The sequence below is a fragment of the Salinisphaera sp. RV14 genome, from assembly GCF_052044135.1.
Taxonomy (GTDB): domain Bacteria; phylum Pseudomonadota; class Gammaproteobacteria; order Nevskiales; family Salinisphaeraceae; genus Salinisphaera.
The window spans coordinates 1-18,082 of record NZ_JBQDYF010000033.1; the positions used below are offsets into that span (position 1 = coordinate 1).

Genomic DNA, 18,082 nt, shown 5'->3' on the forward strand with positions numbered 1-18,082 from the left:
TGGGCTGCCGCTGGGGACAGGGCTTCTGGCTCAGCGCGGCCCGTCCGCCCGAGGAGATTCCATCGTTGGTGGAGGCGGCGGCCGTCGTCGGATCGTGAGGAGCAAAGCCCCGTGCCCAGGCGCGGCTAGATTGCAGGTTCCACGCTTGCTGCTCACCGAGCTTGGGCCGCAACACCCTAATCGATCATGTACGACACTCAGCCGGCTGAATGAGCCAGGCCATTTTTCCGCAAGTGCACGCGAATGAGTGTAAACAAGGAGGCAGATCAAGGCACTGCCGCTTCAGATGGGTGAGCAATCGTGTCGTCAAGCCTTTACTGAACTTTGCACACAATCAAGGCGCCCCATGCGCCGAAAAGCCTTAATCATGCGATGAATTGGCATGGCAATACATTCAAACCCCGGGGCGAATCCATTGTCTGAATGCTCGGACTCATTTTCCCCCAATCAATTGGTTGCTCGTATGTCCCTTCAATCCGCCGCAGCCGAACACGGCCCCGTCACGCCCGGGAAACCCCAGATGAAAATAGACCCACGCCTACGCGCCGACTGCCATCGACTGGGCACGCTGGAACGCGCCACCGTACTGCTGCATCGTCATTCGGCGGTGGGCTGGCTGATCCTGGTGCCCGATACCGATGCCCAGGACTGGCACGAACTGGACGACGCGGAATGCGAGCGCGTGAATGCCCAGATCCGTGCATTGTGTGCCTGGGCCGCCGACGGGTTCAACGCCGACAAGATGAACGTGGCGACGCTGGGCAATGAGGTCACCCAGATGCATATTCATATCATCGCGCGCCACCGTCACGATGCCTGCTGGCCCGCGCCGGTCTGGGGCCGGCTGCCGGCCGGCGACCCCGGCTACGACGAAACCCGCATTGCAGGGCTGCGCGCGGCGCTGTCGCGCGATCTTCGGCTGGTCCCCGCGGAGGCGGACGAGGCATGAGCACCCGGCACGACGAACTCGAAGTCCGGATCGCCTATCAAGACGATGCGATCGAACAACTCAGCCGGCAGCTGTTCGCCCAGTCACGCGAGCTCGCGCGCATGGCCGAGCGTTGCCGGCAACTCGAGCAACGCGTACAACGGCTGGCCGAAGGCGAGCCGGATGCCGCGACCGACGAAACCCCGCCGCATTACTGACAACGCACCGGCCGCCGCGCGCCGACCCGTTCCGGGCGGGCCGGCGCACAGGTGACGGCGATCAGAACTGGATTCGCCCCCCGCCCTGACCGCCGCCCAAGCCCCCCTGACCGCCGCCCTGGCCGGGCACCTGGATCTTCTGGCTCTGCTGCCGCTGCATTTCCTTGAGCTCCTCGATCGCCCGCTCGGCTTCGGCATTGACCGCCGCGGGAAACTGCTCGATCGCACCCGCCAGGTCGTCGGCTTCCAGCTCGAACGACAACGGCAGGCTGCCCGCCGGCGTCATCAGGCTGGCCGACCCCTCGTAACGCACGTCGCGCGAATCGTCATCCTCGCCATTGGCGGTCACCGGAATCAGCTTGCGGATACTGCCCACCTTCAGATCGGAGAACGACTCTTCCCGGTACATGTGATCCGCATCGATCTTGATCTCGGGCATGTTGTTGTCGGCCATCTCTGAAATCCTGTCGCTATGATTGATGGGACAAAGGATAACAGCGACCGCGGGAACGTCGAGCGCTCGACCACGGGCGCGCGCGCTTCGCCCGTCGACCGGACGCGATCGCCATGGCCGACTCGCCACACGGCGGGTCGCCGCGCGGATATGCTTCTGCAGCTCGCTCTTGAAGCGGGGCCGCAACGCGTCTTCCGCCTCGTCTTCATTCGGACCGGTCGCCGTGTTCTGCTGCATGCCCTGATACAGCGAGCGCGGCGCGGTATCGCCGCCGGCACCGGCCGGCACCGGCCGGCGTACGCAACGGCTCGTACTGGCGGCCGCCGCGATCACCGTGCCGGTGGCATCCTGCGATTCGCCGACCCGGACCATGATCCGCAACACCCGCACGCCGGCGGGCAGATTGTCGTCGCCGACCGTAATCACCGCCTGACCGGCCTGGGACAACACCTCACGGGCCATCGCCTCGATCAGGTCATCGGCGAGCACGGCCTGGCTGGCCCGGGTGCCCACGATATCGAGATACAGCGGGCGCTGGCGGCGGCGGCGGCAACAAGCAGCAATGCGCCGGCCAGGAGCGCCATCCGGGCGGCATGGTGCACGCGTCGCCGCCGCCTCAACCGGTGTTTCTCATGCCGGCGGCGATGGCATTGATCGAACGCAGGACCGGATCGAGCCAGACCCGGTCACCCCCCTCGCGATAACGCGTGAGCGCCGCGATCTGGATGTGGTTGAGCGGGTCCAGATACGGCCGCCGCCGATCGAGTGACGTACGCAGCACCGGATCATCGTCCAGCAGACTGGACTCGCCGGTGATGCCGAGAATGCCGGCAACCGCGCGCTCGTATTCGGCGTGAATGGCTTCGAAGATATGCCCCTGCCCCGTTGCCAGCTGGGCATATTCCGAGGCGATCGTCATGTCCGCCTTGGCCAGCGACATCTGGACGTTGTCGATGATGGTGCGGAAATACGGCCATTCCCGATACAACGTCTGCAACGCCGGAGTGTCGACGCCGCCTTCGGTGAGTGCGGTGCCCAGGCCCAGCCAGCCCGGCAGCGTATGCCGTGACTGCGCCCAGGCGAACACCCAGGAAATCGCCCGGATCGAAGACTTGTCGAGCCTGGCCTTCGACGGCCGCGAACCGGGCCGCGAGCCGATGTTCAGCGCGCCGATCTCGGCGGTCGGCGTGGCCGCCTGGAAATAATCGAAGAACCCCTCGGTATTCTCGGTCAGGTCGCGATAGAAACGCTCGCCGCGGTCCGAGAGTTTCGCCGCCTTGTCGGAGAAATCGGCATCGGTAGCCCGGGTGCCACTGGCCTTGAGGGTGCCGGTCACCCCGAGCGTGAGTTCGTGTACCGCGGTTTCCGGGTTGCTGTACTTGGCGAAGATCATCTCGCCCTGTTCGGTGAACTTGATCTTCGAGCGGACGGTGCCCGGCGGCTGCGACAGGATCGCCTGATGGGTCGGCCCGCCGCCGCGGCCGACGGTGCCGCCGCGACCATGGAACAGCACGCAGTCCACGCCATGGCGCTCGCACAGGGCCACGGCCTCCTGCTGGGCGCGATACAACTGCCAGCGCGAGGTCATGATGCCGCCGTCCTTGCAGGAATCGGAGTAGCCGAGCATGACTTCCTGGCGCAGCATGCCGTCGTCCGCGCCGGCTTCGACGAAGGCCCGGTAGTGGCTGTTTTCCAGCAGCTTGTCCAGCACCGGCTCGATGTGTTCCAGATCGGCGACGGTTTCGAACAACGGCGCGATCGCCAGCGGCGGCGCGATCTCGCCGCCCGGCTCGTACACGCCGGTCACCCGCATCAGCCAGACCAGCGCCAGCACATCCGAGGCACTGTGCGTCATCGAAATCACATAGCTGCCAAAAGCGGCGTTGCCGAGGGTACGCGTGAACTCGCGCACCACGGCCAGGCTTTCCAGCGTGTCTTCGACATCCGAGGAGATGTCGAGTCGGCCGAGCGCCGGCGTATCGTCACGGGCCAGTTCGCGGTCGAGAATCGCGACCCGGCCCGCCTCGTCCAGCGACGCGTAGTTCGCCTCGATCTTCAACGCCGCCATCAGCTCCTGTACGCATTGCGTGTGCCGGGTCGATTCCTCGCGCAGGTCCAGACGCGCGAGATGAAAACCGAAGGTCTCGACCAGGCGCTGCCAATCCTTGATGCGATCGTGGGCGATCGCCTCGTCGCCGTGGCCGATCAGCGATTCACGCATGATGCGGATATCGTCGACCAGATCGGCCGCCGAGGCATAAGCCAGCGGCGGCCGCTCGCTGCGCTCGGCGCGCAGCCGCAGCTCGGTCTGGATCTGGTCGATCATCGCCGAGATCCGGCGGCGCATGAGATAGAGCTTGCGCCGATACGGCTCCGCGGCGTAGCGCTCCGGGCGCGTTCCGGTGTGCGCGGCGAGGCGTTGTTCGTCGTCCTCCAGCCCGGCCAGGAATGCGTCGCTCGGGCGACACCAGCGCGCCGAAAAGGCCAGCCGGCTCGACAGCTCATCGATACGGCGCAGATATTCCGACAGGATCTCGCGCGACTGCAGACGCAGCGCATAGCGGGTCTCGCGGGCGGTGACATACGGGTTGCCGTCGCGGTCGCCGCCGATCCAGGAACCGAACGCCAACACGGCCGGGGCATCGACGCGCTCGCCGTAGTTGTTCTCGATCGCCTTTTCCAGGTTGCGATAGATCTGCGGCACGCTCGAAAACAGCGACGCCCGGAAGTAGTACAGCCCGTTGCGGATTTCGTCCTCGACCGTGGGCCGCGAGCCGCGCAGTTCCTCGGTCTTCCAGAGCACCTGGATGTTCTGGCGGATGTGCTCCTCGATTTCGGCGCGCTCGAGCTCGTCGGGATTGCCGAAAGTCAGTTGCTGAAACCACTCGAAGATGCGCCGCAGCGCGTCCAGCACCGCGCGCGGCTTGGCCTCGGTCGGATGGGCGGTAAACACGGGGATGAACGACAGATTCGACAGCTGCGCCATGGCGTCGTCCAGCGTCACGCCGTGGCCGGCCATGTCGGCAAGGGTGCGATTGAACGAACCGAGCCAGCGCGGATCGCCGCCCGCGGCCAGGCGGCGGCGCGTGCGATGCGCGTGCAGTTCTTCCAGCAGGTTGGCCAGATTGAAATAGATCGCGAATGCGCGCGTGACCTCGGTCATGGTCTCGGCCGGCAGCGAATCGATCGTCAACATCAGCCGGGCCCGCTGTTCGGCGTCCTCGGTCTCGCGCAGGGCGATGAATCCCCGGCGCAGCGTTTCGACCGTGTCGAAGACCTCGGAACGCGCCTGCGACTGGAGCACGTCGCCCAGCAGCGAGCCGGCCCGGCGGACCTGGGCGCGCAGTTCGCGATCGGCCTCGGCGAGATCGGCGTCGCCGGCGGCGGGATGCTTTTCGTTGATCGATGGATTCATGCGTCTGGCTGACCTGTCTTCGTTTTGCCTGTCACCGGAGCATATCAGCGTTGGCGCGGCTTGCCCGCAGGACACCCGGCGCCGGACACTGATGTAGCATGAATGCGCCGGACGCGACCGGCGATGACCGACTCACGGCCCGAACCCGATGCCCGCCATGCCCGAGCCCATGAATTTCTGCCCGAACTGCGGCGCCCCGACGGTCTTTCGTGTACCCGAGGGCGACGACCGCAAGCGCAACATCTGTACCGCGACCGGGGAGATCTTCTACGACAACCCGCGCAACGTGGTGGGCACCATCGTCGAACGCGACGGGCGCATCCTGATGTGCCGGCGGGCGATCGAGCCGCGGCTGCATTTCTGGACGCTGCCGGCCGGCTTTCTCGAACTCGGCGAAACCAGCGCCGGCGGCGCCGCGCGCGAAACCCTCGAGGAAGCCGGCGTTCAGGTCGGTCAGCCGCGCCTGTTCAATCTGATCGATGTCACCCACATCGGCCAGATCCACATATTCTTCATCGCGGATATGATCGGCGACGACTACGCGCCCGGCCCGGAAAGCGCCGAGGTGCGCTTTCTCGCCGAGGACGAAATCGATTGGCCGCAGCTGGCATTCCCGACCATCCATCGCACGCTCCAGCGATACTTCGCGGATCGCAGGGCCGGCGAGTTCCGCATCCACGTCGAATCGCTGGGAGCCACGGACTGGCGCGCAATGGCGCTGGACCGGGAACCGCGCGATTAGGGTCTTGGGGCCGTTTACGACCCGCCCGCACGGGCGGCCGTCCGCAACGATCGACGCGGTCGCGGGGCCGGCGCCAACGCGCCGCGCGGCGGCCCGCGCCACGGGCTCGTTACCATGCGGGCCGATGAAAAACGGCCGCCGACGCGCCGGGTTGCGGCCCGAAAATGATTCCCGCGGTGCGGGCAACTGGTAAACTCCGCGCCTTCCCGCTCTTTCCGACAGCTACAAGCGACGAGGCTGACCATGACCTTCGTTGTCACCGAAAACTGCATCAAGTGCAAATACACCGACTGCGTGGAAGTCTGCCCGGTCGATTGTTTTCATGAAGGCCCGAATTTCCTGGCCATCGACCCCGAGGAGTGCATCGACTGCACGCTCTGCGAGCCGGAGTGCCCGGTCGAGGCAATCGTCTCCGAGGACGATCTGCCCGAGGACCAGGCCGACTTCCTGCAACTCAACGCCGAGCTCGCGGCCGAATGGCCGGTGATCACCGAGGTCAAGAAACCGCCGGAAGACGCCGACGAATGGGCCGACAAGCCGAACAAGCGGGAACTGCTCGAGCGTTGAGCCGCGCGGACCGGCGCGCTCAGTTCGGTGTCGTCAGCATGTCCGCGTAGGCGATCGCACACAGATCGGCGGCTTCGATGCCGAGCTCGGCCATCAGCCGCTCGGCCTCGCGCCGGCCGTCGGCGGGCTGTTCCTGCGCTGCCAGCACGACTTCGAACTCCACGAAATCGCCGAGCCCTTCGACCCGGTCGAGATGAATACGCGTGCGCCCGGTCATATAGAGTTGCCTTGTCTTGATCACGCGCGCCCAGCAGCCGAGCGCGTGTGTGAGCGTGGCACGCAACCCGTCGGGATCGTCTGTTTCCGTGCGGGTGTATGAAGACAGGCTCGGCCCGGCGCTATCCGGACGCTCGTAGGCGATCAACTCCGCCTGACCGTTGCCGAAATCGCGCAGCTTGAGCCGGCCGGTCGCGCAGGTGAAGAAGCTGTCGTCCTGATCCAGCTCGGCCGCCGGTGCGCCCGCCAGCGCCTCGATGCGTTGCCGCATGACGGCGCGGTCGCGGCATACGGCCTTGATTTCGATGTTTCTCGCCATATCGCCGTCAGCCGCGTGGATGATGATCGGCGTGCAGTGCCTTGAGTCGTGCCCGCGCGACGTGGGTATAGATCTGCGTGGTCGACAGATCGGCGTGGCCGAGCAGCATCTGCACCGCGCGCAGGTCCGCGCCGTGGTTGAGCAGATGGGTGGCGAAGGCATGGCGCAGACCGTGCGGCGAGACCTGCGCCGCAATACCGGCGGCACCCGCATGCGCGCGGATGCGATGCCAGACGTTCTGTCGTGTCATGCCGCCGCCACGCGCGGTCACGAACAGCGCATCGGAGACGGCCGCGCCCAGAAGCGCCGCGCGCGCACGCGCCAGATAACGCTCGATCCAGTCCACCGCGGCGCCGCCCAGCGGCACGAGGCGCTCGCGCCCGCCCTTGCCGGTGACACGGATCACGCCCTGGCGCGTGTTGACCTGGGCGCGCGTGGCCGAGACCAGCTCGGATACGCGCAGGCCGGCCGCGTACATCAGTTCCAGCATGGCCCGGTCGCGCAGGCCCAGGTCGGTATCGGTGTCGGGCGCACGGATCAGGGCCTCGACATCGCGCTCGGTGAGCGTCTTCGGCAGGCGCCGGCCCTGAACCGGCATGTCGATCAACGCGGTCGGGTCGCGCTGGATCGCCCCGGCCCGCAGCTGGTAGCGATAGAACTGGCGCAGGCTGGACAACAGACGCGCCGCGCTGCGCGGACTCGAATCCGGCGTATTGCGCGCGGCGAGATAGGCCCGGATATCGTTCGCGCCAGCGGCCAGCAGTCCGCCGCGGCCGGCCTGCCATTGACCGAAGTGGGCGAGATCGTTGCGATAGGCGGCAAGCGTGGCGTCGGCCAGGCCGCGTTCGGCCCACAGGCCGTCGAGAAAACGTTCGATGATATCGGCGGTTGTCGCGTCCACGGCGTCGATGGCAGCCATGGCGCGAGCGTATAATCCGGCGATTGATTTAGCCAGCCCCGTTGCCCGATGGACGATACCGTACGCGCACCCAGCCCTCGCCAGCGCTACGAAACCGATCTGCAGGACCCCGAATTCGTTCGCGATCCCGCCCAGGAGAAAGCCGTTGATGCACTGCAGTCGATCTACGAACGACTGCGGGAAAACCCGACCGTCAGCCGCGGCCTGTTCGGCCGCAAGAAGGAGCGCCCGCAGGTCGACGGGCTTTATCTGTGGGGCGGCGTGGGCCGCGGCAAGACCTATCTCATGGATTGCTTCTTCGATGCCCTGCCGTTCGAGCAGAAGACCCGCCTGCACTTCCATCGCTTCATGCAGAAGGTGCACGACGCGCGCAAGCGCTACGCCCACCAGAGCGACCCGTTGAAGAAGATCGCCGCCGACTGGGCAGCGGATCGCGTGCTGTGCTTCGACGAGTTCTTCGTCTCCGATATCGCCGACGCCATGATCCTGTCGCGGCTCACCGAGGAGCTGTTCGCCCGCAATGTCACCCTGGTGGCCACCTCCAACGTCGCCCCCGACGATCTCTACAAGGGTGGGCTCAAGCGCGACCGCTTCCTGCCGGCCATCGAACGACTCAAGGACAACTGCCGGATCATGCATCTGGCCGACGGCACCGATTTCCGGCTCGATCATATCGAGGAATCGGCGACCTACCAGATCCCGCCCGGCGACGAGGCCGACGCGGTGCTGGCGCATTACTTCGAACGCCTGGCCACCGGCCCGGTGCGCGAGGGCGGCAACGTCAAGATTCTGGGGCGCAAGCTGGCGACGCGGCGCCGCGCCGATGCCATCGCCTGGTTCGACTTCGACACCCTCTGCCGCACCCCGCGTTCGGCCAACGACTACATCGAACTGGCCCGCGAATTCAGCGTGATCATGATCTCCGGTGTACCCGTATTCGGCGATGCCGACGACAACGCGGCGCGCCGCTTCATCAACGCCATCGATGAATTCTACGACCGGCGCGTGAATGTCTTCGTCACCGCCGAGGCCGGCCCCGATGCGCTCTACGCCGGCTCGGAGCTCACCTTCGAGTTCGAACGCACCGCCAGCCGTCTGCATGAAATGAGCACCGCCGAATACATCGGCGCGGCCCATCGCAGTTAGTCGCGTTAGCCGATACCGCGCGCCAGGGCGAGCACGACCGTCATCCCGGCCACGGTGACGGCGTGCTGATTGCTCAGCTGCAGCTCCAGCGTGACCGCTCCCGGGCCGCCGCTTTCGGGTAGCGTGCGATCGACGACGGTGACCGCGGCCGACAGCCGATCGTCGGGATAGACCGGCGCCCGCCAGCGCAGATCGCGGATCTCCTGGCAGCCGCGACACGCCAGCGGCCAGTCCGGGTTGGCCGTGACCAGCGCCAGCATGAGCGCGCCGGTATGCCAGCCCGAGGCCGACAGCCGCTTGAAGTAGGTCCGGCTGGCGGCCTCGTCGCTCAGATGAAAGGGTTGCGGGTCATAAGCCCGCGCGAACGCGAGCACGTCGTCGCGGCTCGCGCCGGTCGGGCCGAGCGTGAAGGTGCGGCCGGGCTCGAGATCGTCGAAGCCGATCATGACGGTGCGCCGCGACGAGCGACCAGTGCGTTTGTCCACATGCGCGCGACGGGCACGCCATGCGGGTTCTCGACGGCCATGAATTGCATGATCAGCCCCATCTCCGGCCGGCTGTTGAGCACCCGCGCGGACAACAACTCGGTAGACAGCGAAAGCACGTCGCCCGCATAGGCCGGGTTCGGCCAGTCGATCCGATCCACGCCGGGCGAGCCGAGCGAGGCCATCCCCACGAGTGAATGATCCACCAGCAAGCGCATGCCGATACAGCACAGCAGGTAGCCCGGGGCCGCATCGGCATTCGCGCCCACCACGGCTGGCGGGGCGAATCGCGCCGTGAACTGGGCGATCTCTTCGCCCGTCAACGTGTACCGGCCGTAGCGATGCGTCTCGCCCACCGCCAGATCCTCCCAGTAGCGCATCTCTCCCTCACAACGAATACCGGCCCGCCGAGCATGCCACGAACGCATCGACATGCGCCGAAAGACGCGTAGACGCCCGGCCGCGGCGCGCGCCACGCTGGCTGCCATCGTTTTGTTCGTACCCAGGAGCCCTGCCCGTGTTGTCGACCATGATGGACCGCCCGCTGCTACTGGACGATCTGCTGGAACGCGCCGCGACCGAATTCGGCGATGTGGAGATCGTCAGCCAGCGCCCCGACAAGACGCTGCACCGTTACACCTATGCCGACATGGTCGCCCGTGCCAAGCGCCTGGCCGCGGCGCTGGTGCAGGCCGGCATCGAAGCCGGCGATCGCGTGGCCACGCTGTCGTGGAACCACTATGGCCACCTCGAGGCCTATTTCGGCATCCCGGCCATGGGCGGCGTCTGCCATATGGTGAACATCCGGCTCGCGCCGGACGATATCGCGTGGATCATCAACCATGCCGAAGACCGGATTTTGATCGTCGACGATGTGCTGCTGCCGCTGTACCGCCAGTTCGCCGACGCCATCGACATTGCGCAAGTGATCGTGGTGCCGCTGACCGGCGATCCGGTCCCCGACGCGCTGGTCGACTACGAAACTTTCCTCGCCCAGGCCCCGGACGACTTCGTCTACCCCGAGAAAAGCGAATACGACGCCTGCGGCATGTGCTACACCTCCGGCACCACGGGGCGGCCGAAGGGCGTGACCTATTCCCATCGCTCGACCGTGCTGCACGCGCTGACCGGTGCGCTGCCCGACAATCTCGACCTGTCGTACAACGACAGCGTTCTGCCGGTGGTGCCGATGTTTCATGTCAACGCCTGGGGGCTGCCCTACATCGCGACCATGGTGGGCGCGAAACAGGTCTTTCCCGGGCCGCATCTGGATGCCCAGAGCCTGCTCGATCTGTACGTCGCCGAGGACGTGAATGTCTCGGCGGGCGTGCCGACCATCTGGATGACGATCCTCAACGCACTGGACGCCGAGCCCGAGCGCTGGCCGCTGCGCGCGGACCTGGAGATGATCGTCGGCGGCTCGGCGGCGCCCGAGTCCATGTTGCGGCGCTTCGACGACCATGGCCTGACCGTGATCCAGGCCTGGGGCATGACCGAAACCTCGCCGCTCGGCACGACCGGCCGGGTCAAACCGGCGATCCGGGCCATGGACGAAGACACGCAGTACGCCAAGCGCGCCACGGTCGGCACCACGGTACCGCTGATCAATATCCGGATCGTGGATGCCGACGGGCATGTCGCGCCGCGCGACGGCGAATCGATGGGCGAGCTGCAGATCCGCGGCCCCTGGATCGCGGGCGGCTACTACCGGCTCGACAACAGCGAGGAGAAATTCACCGCCGACGGCTGGCTGCGGACCGGCGATATCGCCACCATCGACGCCCACGGCTATATCGACATCACCGATCGCACCAAGGATGTGATCAAGTCCGGCGGCGAGTGGATTTCATCGGTACATCTGGAAAACGAAATCATGGGCCACCCGGATGTCGCCGAGGCGGCCGTGATCGCCCGTGCCGACGAACGCTGGGGCGAGCGACCGCTGGCGGCCGTGGTGCCGCGGCAAGGCGCCGATCTCGCGCCCGAGGCGCTGCGGGACTTTCTGCTGGAGCGCATGCCGAAATGGATGGTGCCGGAGGATTTCGTGATCGTGGATGCCATCCCGCGCACGGCCACCGGCAAGTTCAGCAAACGCGACCTGCGCGCTCAGCTCGGTCACGACAAGCCCGGCTGACACACCGGGGCCGGACCACCCGCCCGGCCGGGTGTATTCACTTGCCAGACAGGCACGCGCGCTCAATCTAGAGGTCGTGTTGCATTGCTTGCCGCTGCGCAACCGATGAACGAGAAATTCGCCGGGCGCGCGGCCTCTTCGATTGCGATACGCCGAGCGCGCAGGGTGCGTCCAGGGCCGCCCGGCGACTATTCATTTCCACCGAGAGTGATGTCTTGCCGCGCCTGACCACGGTTCTCGTCTCGCTGCTGATCGCGGCGCTGCTCTACTTCACCCTTATCGCCGGGATCGACGGCCAGCGGACGTGGGCAGCCATGCAGCGGCTCGACTGGCTGGGCTGGATCAGCATTCTGTGCCTGTCGCTGTTCAATTACAGCCTGCGCTTCGCCCGTTGGCACGGCTACCTGCGCTGGCTCGGCCATGCGCTGCCGATCGGCCGCCACCTGCTGATCTATATCTCGGGCTTCGCGCTCACGACCACGCCCGGCAAGGCCGGCGAGGGCGTGCGGGCGGTGTATCTGGCACGCCGGCGGGTGCCCTATGCGCATACCGTCGCCGCCATGTTCGCCGAACGGCTGCTCGATCTGTTGTCGATTCTGCTGCTGTCGCTGTTGGCGATCGTGTCGTTCACCGGCTATGTCTACTGGGTGCTCGCACCGCTGGCGGTGATCGCCATCGTGCTCTGGACCATGCATCGCCGGCCCCTGCTCAAGGCCGCCCAACACCGCGTCGCCGATCCGCAGACATTCGTGGGCCATGTGCTGCATGTATTCGTGCACGCCTGGGAGCGCGCCTTCGTGTTGCTGTCCTGGAAACCGCTGCTCGGCGGCCTGCTACTCGGCTGCCTGGCCTGGGCGGCCGAAGGGGTTTCGGTATATCTGATCGCCGGCAGGCTCGGGCTGGCGGTCGCCCTCCCCCTGGCGATCGGTATTTATGCCATCAGCATGCTGATCGGTGCACTGTCGTTCATCCCGGGCGGGCTCGGCAGCACCGAAGCCGCCATGGCGCTGTTGCTGAAACTCTCGGGCGTGGCAGCCGGTACCGCGCTCAGCGTGACCCTGATCGCGCGCATCGCCACCCTCTGGTTCGCGGTGGTCCTGGGGCTGCTCTGCCTGGCGCTGCTCGAGTTCGATCATCGCCGTCATCCCGTATCCACCGGACAGGAAGAAACGTCATGAGCCAGGCCCGCGCCGCCGCTCTGGTCGTCGATCTCGACGGCACGCTGGTCCACACCGATCTGTTGATCGAATCGGCATTCATGCTGGCCCGCGAGCGCCCGCACAAGCTGCTCTGCCTGCCCGGATGGCTCAGGCGCGGCAAGGCTACGCTCAAGCATGAGATCGCCACCCGCGTGGCCCTCGATGTCGCCCACCTGCCCTACAACCGTGAGCTGGTGGATTTCCTCACCGCCGAGAAACAGCACGGGCGGCGCATCGTGCTGGCGACCGCGGCAAATCAGCGTTATGCCCATCAGGTCGCCGCCCATCTCGAGCTGTTCGACGACGTACTCGCCAGCGATGCCCATACCAACCTCTCGGGCGAGGACAAGCTGGCGGCGATCCGCGAACTGCTGGGCGACGCACCCTTCGACTACGCCGCCGACCACGACGACGATCGTGCGATCTGGGCGGCCGCGCGCGAGACGATTCTGGTCGGTGCCAAGCCGTCCACCGACCGCTGGGCCACGCGCGAGACCCGCGTCAGCCGGCGCATCGAGCGCGAGCCGAGCGGGGTTCGCACCTGGATCAAGGCGATGCGCCTGTACCAGTGGTCGAAGAACATGCTGATCTTCGTGCCGTTGCTCGCCAGCCATGAGCTGCTCGACGGCAACACGCTGTTTGCCGCCGTGCTCGCCTTCATTGCCTACGGCGCCCTGGCCTCCAGCGTCTACCTGCTCAACGACCTGGTCGACCTGGGCGACGATCGCCGGCACCCCAACAAACGGCATCGCCCGTTCGCCAGCGGCACGCTGCCGGTCGCCCAAGGCGTGATGGCGATTCCCGTGCTGTTGTTGATCGCGGCCGTGACCGCGGCATTCCTGCCGCCGATCTTCGGTGCCGTGCTGGCGCTGTATTACATTCTGACCCTGGCCTATTCCATGGGCCTGAAACGCATGGCCCTGGTCGACGTGCTGACGCTGGCAGCGCTGTACACATTGCGGGTGATCGCCGGCGGCGCGGCCACCGGCATTCCGCTGTCATTCTGGCTGCTGGCGCTGTCGATGTCGTTGTTCCTCAGCCTGGCCATGGCCAAGCGCTGCGCCGAACTGATCCTGGTCCAGGCCGGCCAGACCAGCGGCGGCGGGCGCGGCTATGCGGCCTCCGACATTGACGCCCTGCGCAGCCTCGGTACCGCCGCCGGCTATGCCAGCGTCGTGGTGCTGGCGCTGTATATCAACAGCCCGGATGTCACCAGCCACTACCGGCACCCGGTATTGATCTGGCTGTTGTGCCCGGTGGTGCTTTACTGGATCAGCCGGATCTGGCTCAAGACCCTGCGCCGGGAAATGACCGACGACCCGATCGTGTTCGCCGCCCGTGATACCGGCAGTCGCATCTGCATCGTGCTGGGTGCGGCCATCGCGATCGCCGCCGCGCTATGAGCCGGGCGGGGTCGCATCCATCCTGGGGGCATATCCCGGCCAGTACGCCGGCGCGCGTCGTGCGTCCGGTGGCCGGTCGTTCGCCGCTGCCGGCAGCCGACGACCGCCCGCTGCTGGCCTACGGCAACGGCCGCAGCTACGGCGACGTGGTGGTCAACAACGACGGCACGCTGATCGATACGCGAAGCCTGGATCATTTCATCGCCTTCGATGCCGAAACCGGGGTGCTGGAATGCGAGCCCGGCGTGCTGCTGACCGACATCCTGCGCCTGGCCCTGCCGCAGGGCTGGTTCGTGCCGGTCACCCCCGGCACCCAGTACGTCACGGTCGCCGGGGCCATCGCCAATGACGTGCACGGCAAGAATCATCATGTGGCCGGCACCTTCGGCCGGCATGTGCTGGATTTCGACCTCACCGCCAGTGACGGCACCCCCCGCACCTGCAGCCGAAGCGACAACACCGACCGGTTCGCGGCGACCATCGGCGGGCTGGGCCTGACCGGGCTGATCACCCGCGTGCGTGTGCAGCTCAGGCGTGTCGGCGGCGCCTTCATGGACGTCGACACCCATCGCTTCGACAACCTGCGCGCCTTCTTCGAGCTCTCCGCGGCATCGGAAGACGACTACGAATACACGGTCGCCTGGGTCGATTGCAGCGCGACCGGCGCCAAGCTCGGGCGCGGCTGGTTCATGCGCGCCAATCATCGACCGGCGATGGGCCAGCCCAATGCCGCCGGGCCGAAACCCGGGCCGAACTTCGCGCTGACACCGCCGTTTTCGCTGATGAACCGGGCCACGCTCGCACCGCTGAATACGCTGTATTTCCATCGCAAGCGAAAACGGCGCTTTCGCGCCGCGCAGCACTACCAGCCCTATTTCTACCCGCTGGACGGCATCCGCAACTGGAACCGGGCCTACGGGCCGGCCGGTTTCTATCAATATCAGTGTGTGGTACCGCCGGGCGATGCCGAGGCCTCGATCGGCGAACTGCTGGCGCGCATCGGCGCCTCCGGCCAGGGCTCGTTTCTCTCGGTGCTCAAGGTCTTCGGCGACGTGCCCTCGCCCGGGATGCTGTCGTTCCCCCGGCCCGGTACCACGCTGGCGCTGGATTTCCCCAACCGGGGCGAATCGACGCGCCGTCTGCTGGATTCGCTCGACGATGTCGTGATGGCCGCCGGCGGCGCGGTCTATCCGGCCAAGGATGCACGCATGTCGGCCACGGCCTTCCAGCACTACTTCCCCCGCTGGCGCGAGTTCGCCGGCTATGTCGATCCGCAGTTTTCCTCGGATTTCTGGCTTCGTGTGACGGGAGACACCGCATGAACCGTATTCTCATCGTGGGCGCGACATCGGCAATCGCCGAAGCCGCCGCCCGCCGCTTCGCCGAACGCGGCGATGCGCTGTTCCTGGTCGCCCGCAACCGCGACAAGCTCGCTCCGGTCGCACGCGATCTGTCGGTGCGCGGCGCCGCGCGCGCCACTGTCCACGCCATGGACGCCGACGACCTGAACGCGCACGGGGCCATGCTGGACGCCGCGGTCGCCGATCTCGGCGGGCTCGACACCGTCTTCATCGCCTACGGCACCCTGCCCGACCAGGCCGCCTGCGCGGCCGATCCGGCGGCCGCGGTCGCCGCCTGGCATACCAACGCCGTAAGCGTGGTCGCGCTGGTCACCGATGTCGCCAATCGGCTCGAACAACAGGGCTCGGGCCTGATCGCGGTGATTTCGTCGGTCGCCGGCGATCGCGGGCGTGCCAGCAATTATGTCTACGGCAGCGCCAAGGCCGGCGTGAACGCATTCCTCGATGGCCTGCGCCATCGGTTGCACGGCCGCGGCGTGGACGTGCTCACGATCCGGCCCGGCCTGGTCGACACCCCGATGACGGCAGACCTCGAGAAAGGCCCGCTGTTCGCCAGCGCCGACAAGGTCGGCGGCGATATCGTCAAGGCCATCGACCACCGACGCGCGGTGGTCTATACGCCGGGTTTCTGGCGTTTGATCATGACGATCATCAAGATCGTGCCGCGCGCCGTCTTTCATCGCACGCAGCTATGAACACGCACCACGGTCCACGCGGGGCCACGGCCGACCGCTGGGCCGTGGGCGGGCTGGTCGCGCTGTATCTGGTCTCACGCATTGCGGCTTATCTCGCCGGCGTACGCTTCGATCTGTCGCCGCTGGCGACCTCCTGGCAGATTCTCGATCCGGTGCTGCTGCGCCACGACCTGCTGACCAGCCTGCGCTACATGCCCGGGCAGCCGCCGCTGTACAACCTGCTGCTCGGCGGGGTGCTCAAGCTGTCGGCCGCGCTGGGCGGCGGCGACTTCCTCACCGCCGCGCTGTTCCGGGTGATTTTCGCGCTCATGGCATGCGCCTCGGTGCTGCTGACGTATGCACTGCTTCGGCGGATCGGCACGCGCCCGGTCGGTGCCGCCGTGGTCGCCGGCCTGTTCATGTGCTCGCCGGCACTGATGCTCTACGAGAGCCTGCCCTACTACACGGTGATCGTGCTGTTGCTGCTGGTGGCCATCGTCTGGCTTTTCGATGCCTGCCGGCGCGATTTCCGCCCCCGATACGCGTTCGCACTGTTCAGCGCCATGGCGGTGCTGATCTATACCCGCGCGCTGTTCCAGATCGAATGGTTCGCGGTACTGGTCGGTTACAGCGCGCTGGTGTTGCCCGGCCATCGCCGCGCGGTGCTGGTCGCCGCCGCCCTGCCGTTCGTGCTTATCCTGGCGCTCTATGCCAAGAACGTGGCGGTGATCGGCGAGTTCTCGACCTCGGACTGGCTGGGCATGAGCCTGGCCAAGCTGACCACGCTGGAGCTGAACCACAGCGAACGCGAACGGCTCGTGGCCAGCGGCCGCATGACCCCGCTGGCGCTCGACGACAAGGCCTTCGATATTCCGCAGGCCTACGAGGACACGGTGGTCAAGCGACCGCATACCGGCATCGCCGTGCTCGACCACCGGCTCAAAACGACCGGGCACGTGAATTTCAATTATCTGCCGTACGCCCGCATATCCAGCATGGCGCGCCACGACGCGCTGGTCGCGATCCGGACCCATCCCGGCGTCTATCTGCACTCGATCGGCGTGGCCTGGCTGATGTTCTGGCGCCCGGCCAGCGACTACCCGTTCCTCAAGGCCAATCGCGAGGCGATCCAGCCCTGGGCATGGCTGTATGGCAAGGTGATCGGCGGCCAGCCCGTGTATCCGGATAACCCCCGGTTCGAACTCAAACCGGCAACCATCGGCGTCTTCATCGCCATCGTCTACATCGCGGCCGTGCTGTTCGGCCTGGGCGTGCTGCTCCGCTGCGCCTGGCGGCGCCGCGTGTCGAATCTGGACGCCACGCTGATCTTCATCTGGCTCAACGTCATGTATGTCAGCGTCATCGGCAACATGTTCGAAATCGACGAAAACCAGCGCTTTCGCTTTGCCATCAACCCGCTGATCATACTACTGGCCATCGCGGGCACGCGGCGTGCACTGGCCTGGTTGCGACGCCCGTAAACTGGACTTTTTTATCCACAGATTTCACAGATTACGCAGATTTTCAAAAGCGCACGCCAGGACAGATTTTTTGGTGGCAATAGCCGTTTTCCGTGCCACCGCCGGGGCATTTTTTCCGCAGATCGACACAGATCCACGCAGATCGGAAGACCGATCTGTCAGTGATCGAGTCCAGAGCTAAACAGGTGCTCACAGCTCGCCGAGCGGTGTCTTTTAATCTGTGCAATCTGCATAATCTGTGGATAGACCTGCCTTCCGGACAGCCCCAGAAAACTGAACTTTTATCCGCAGATTACACAGATTGCGCAGATTTTTTAAAGTGGACTCGGGGGCGGCTTTTTATCGGTAGCGATAGCTGCGTTCCGTGGTAAGCGCTCCACCAACCCCATCCTTCCGGCGGCATAACCGATAAGCCAATCTC

General features: G+C 66.1%; 17 protein-coding genes. 11 read left to right on the forward strand and 6 right to left on the reverse strand.

The annotated features are described in order from the left end of the window. Positions 1 to 520 precede the first annotated feature (520 nt). Both ACS8Y6_RS17935 and ACS8Y6_RS17940 read left to right on the forward strand, forming a co-directional pair. Positions 521 to 949, forward strand: a complete 429-nt coding sequence (locus ACS8Y6_RS17935) for an HIT domain-containing protein (RefSeq protein ID WP_440850256.1) — start codon at positions 521 to 523, stop codon at positions 947 to 949. Further along, a complete protein-coding gene (locus ACS8Y6_RS17940) occupies positions 946 to 1,146 on the forward strand; it encodes a SlyX family protein (RefSeq protein ID WP_440850255.1) in 201 nt (66 codons plus the stop codon). Before ACS8Y6_RS17935 ends, ACS8Y6_RS17940 begins: the two co-directional genes overlap by 4 nt. A gap of 61 nt (positions 1,147 to 1,207) precedes the next feature. Here ACS8Y6_RS17940 and ACS8Y6_RS17945 read toward each other — a convergent pair whose 3' ends face one another. Both ACS8Y6_RS17945 and ppc read right to left on the reverse strand, forming a co-directional pair. After that, positions 1,208 to 2,113: a hypothetical protein gene (locus ACS8Y6_RS17945; protein WP_440850254.1), complete on the reverse strand. Its 906-nt coding sequence runs from the start codon at positions 2,111 to 2,113 to the stop codon at positions 1,208 to 1,210. A 103-nt stretch (positions 2,114 to 2,216) separates the two neighbouring features. Then, positions 2,217 to 5,015 (reverse strand): phosphoenolpyruvate carboxylase, encoded by a 2,799-nt coding sequence (gene ppc, locus ACS8Y6_RS17950; protein WP_440850253.1) that lies wholly within the window; start codon positions 5,013 to 5,015, stop codon positions 2,217 to 2,219. A 169-nt stretch (positions 5,016 to 5,184) separates the two neighbouring features. Here ppc and ACS8Y6_RS17955 point away from each other — a divergent pair, with 169 nt between their 5' ends. Further along, entirely contained in the window at positions 5,185 to 5,757 is a 573-nt protein-coding gene (locus tag ACS8Y6_RS17955) for an NUDIX hydrolase (protein ID WP_440850313.1), read from the forward strand. 243 nt (positions 5,758 to 6,000) lie between these two features. Continuing rightward, positions 6,001 to 6,324: a ferredoxin FdxA gene (gene fdxA / locus ACS8Y6_RS17960; protein ID WP_037337034.1), complete on the forward strand. Its 324-nt coding sequence runs from the start codon at positions 6,001 to 6,003 to the stop codon at positions 6,322 to 6,324. Between the two features lie 19 nt (positions 6,325 to 6,343). On the opposite strand, the gene ACS8Y6_RS17965 is transcribed toward fdxA, so the two are convergent. Both ACS8Y6_RS17965 and xerD read right to left on the reverse strand, forming a co-directional pair. Next, positions 6,344 to 6,859, reverse strand: a complete 516-nt coding sequence (locus ACS8Y6_RS17965; RefSeq protein WP_440848822.1) for a class IV adenylate cyclase — start codon at positions 6,857 to 6,859, stop codon at positions 6,344 to 6,346. 7 nt (positions 6,860 to 6,866) lie between these two features. Continuing rightward, positions 6,867 to 7,778: a site-specific tyrosine recombinase XerD gene (gene xerD, locus ACS8Y6_RS17970; protein WP_440848821.1), complete on the reverse strand. Its 912-nt coding sequence runs from the start codon at positions 7,776 to 7,778 to the stop codon at positions 6,867 to 6,869. Between the two features lie 48 nt (positions 7,779 to 7,826). On the opposite strand from xerD, the gene zapE reads away from it, so the two are divergent. Then, complete coding sequence (gene zapE / locus ACS8Y6_RS17975; protein WP_440848820.1) at positions 7,827 to 8,924, forward strand: cell division protein ZapE; 1,098 nt, start codon at positions 7,827 to 7,829, stop codon at positions 8,922 to 8,924. A 5-nt stretch (positions 8,925 to 8,929) separates the two neighbouring features. Here the strand turns inward: zapE and ACS8Y6_RS17980 are convergent, their stop codons facing one another. Then, positions 8,930 to 9,370, reverse strand: a complete 441-nt coding sequence (locus ACS8Y6_RS17980) for a MaoC/PaaZ C-terminal domain-containing protein (protein WP_440848819.1) — start codon at positions 9,368 to 9,370, stop codon at positions 8,930 to 8,932. Further along, positions 9,367 to 9,897, reverse strand: coding sequence for a dehydratase (locus ACS8Y6_RS17985; protein ID WP_440848818.1), 531 nt, complete (start codon positions 9,895 to 9,897; stop codon positions 9,367 to 9,369). Before ACS8Y6_RS17985 ends, ACS8Y6_RS17980 begins: the two co-directional genes overlap by 4 nt. Positions 9,898 to 9,926: 29 nt before the next feature. Here ACS8Y6_RS17985 and ACS8Y6_RS17990 point away from each other — a divergent pair, with 29 nt between their 5' ends. The 6 genes from ACS8Y6_RS17990 to ACS8Y6_RS18015 all read left to right on the forward strand — a co-directional run bounded on the left by ACS8Y6_RS17990 (position 9,927) and on the right by ACS8Y6_RS18015 (position 17,661). Next, positions 9,927 to 11,543, forward strand: coding sequence for a long-chain fatty acid--CoA ligase (locus ACS8Y6_RS17990; RefSeq protein ID WP_440856206.1), 1,617 nt, complete (start codon positions 9,927 to 9,929; stop codon positions 11,541 to 11,543). 215 nt (positions 11,544 to 11,758) lie between these two features. Continuing rightward, complete coding sequence (locus tag ACS8Y6_RS17995; RefSeq protein ID WP_440848816.1) at positions 11,759 to 12,721, forward strand: lysylphosphatidylglycerol synthase transmembrane domain-containing protein; 963 nt, start codon at positions 11,759 to 11,761, stop codon at positions 12,719 to 12,721. Continuing rightward, complete coding sequence (locus ACS8Y6_RS18000; protein ID WP_440848815.1) at positions 12,718 to 14,145, forward strand: UbiA family prenyltransferase; 1,428 nt, start codon at positions 12,718 to 12,720, stop codon at positions 14,143 to 14,145. Before ACS8Y6_RS17995 ends, ACS8Y6_RS18000 begins: the two co-directional genes overlap by 4 nt. Beyond that, positions 14,142 to 15,467 carry an FAD-binding oxidoreductase gene (locus tag ACS8Y6_RS18005; RefSeq protein WP_440856207.1) on the forward strand — a complete coding sequence of 442 codons (1,326 nt, stop codon included), beginning with the start codon at positions 14,142 to 14,144 and terminating at the stop codon, positions 15,465 to 15,467. The genes ACS8Y6_RS18000 and ACS8Y6_RS18005 overlap by 4 nt, the downstream gene beginning before the upstream one ends. Next, positions 15,464 to 16,201 carry an SDR family oxidoreductase gene (locus ACS8Y6_RS18010; RefSeq protein WP_440848813.1) on the forward strand — a complete coding sequence of 246 codons (738 nt, stop codon included), beginning with the start codon at positions 15,464 to 15,466 and terminating at the stop codon, positions 16,199 to 16,201. Before ACS8Y6_RS18005 ends, ACS8Y6_RS18010 begins: the two co-directional genes overlap by 4 nt. Continuing rightward, positions 16,198 to 17,661 (forward strand): hypothetical protein, encoded by a 1,464-nt coding sequence (locus ACS8Y6_RS18015; protein ID WP_440856208.1) that lies wholly within the window; start codon positions 16,198 to 16,200, stop codon positions 17,659 to 17,661. The genes ACS8Y6_RS18010 and ACS8Y6_RS18015 overlap by 4 nt, the downstream gene beginning before the upstream one ends. Positions 17,662 to 18,082 lie beyond the last annotated feature (421 nt).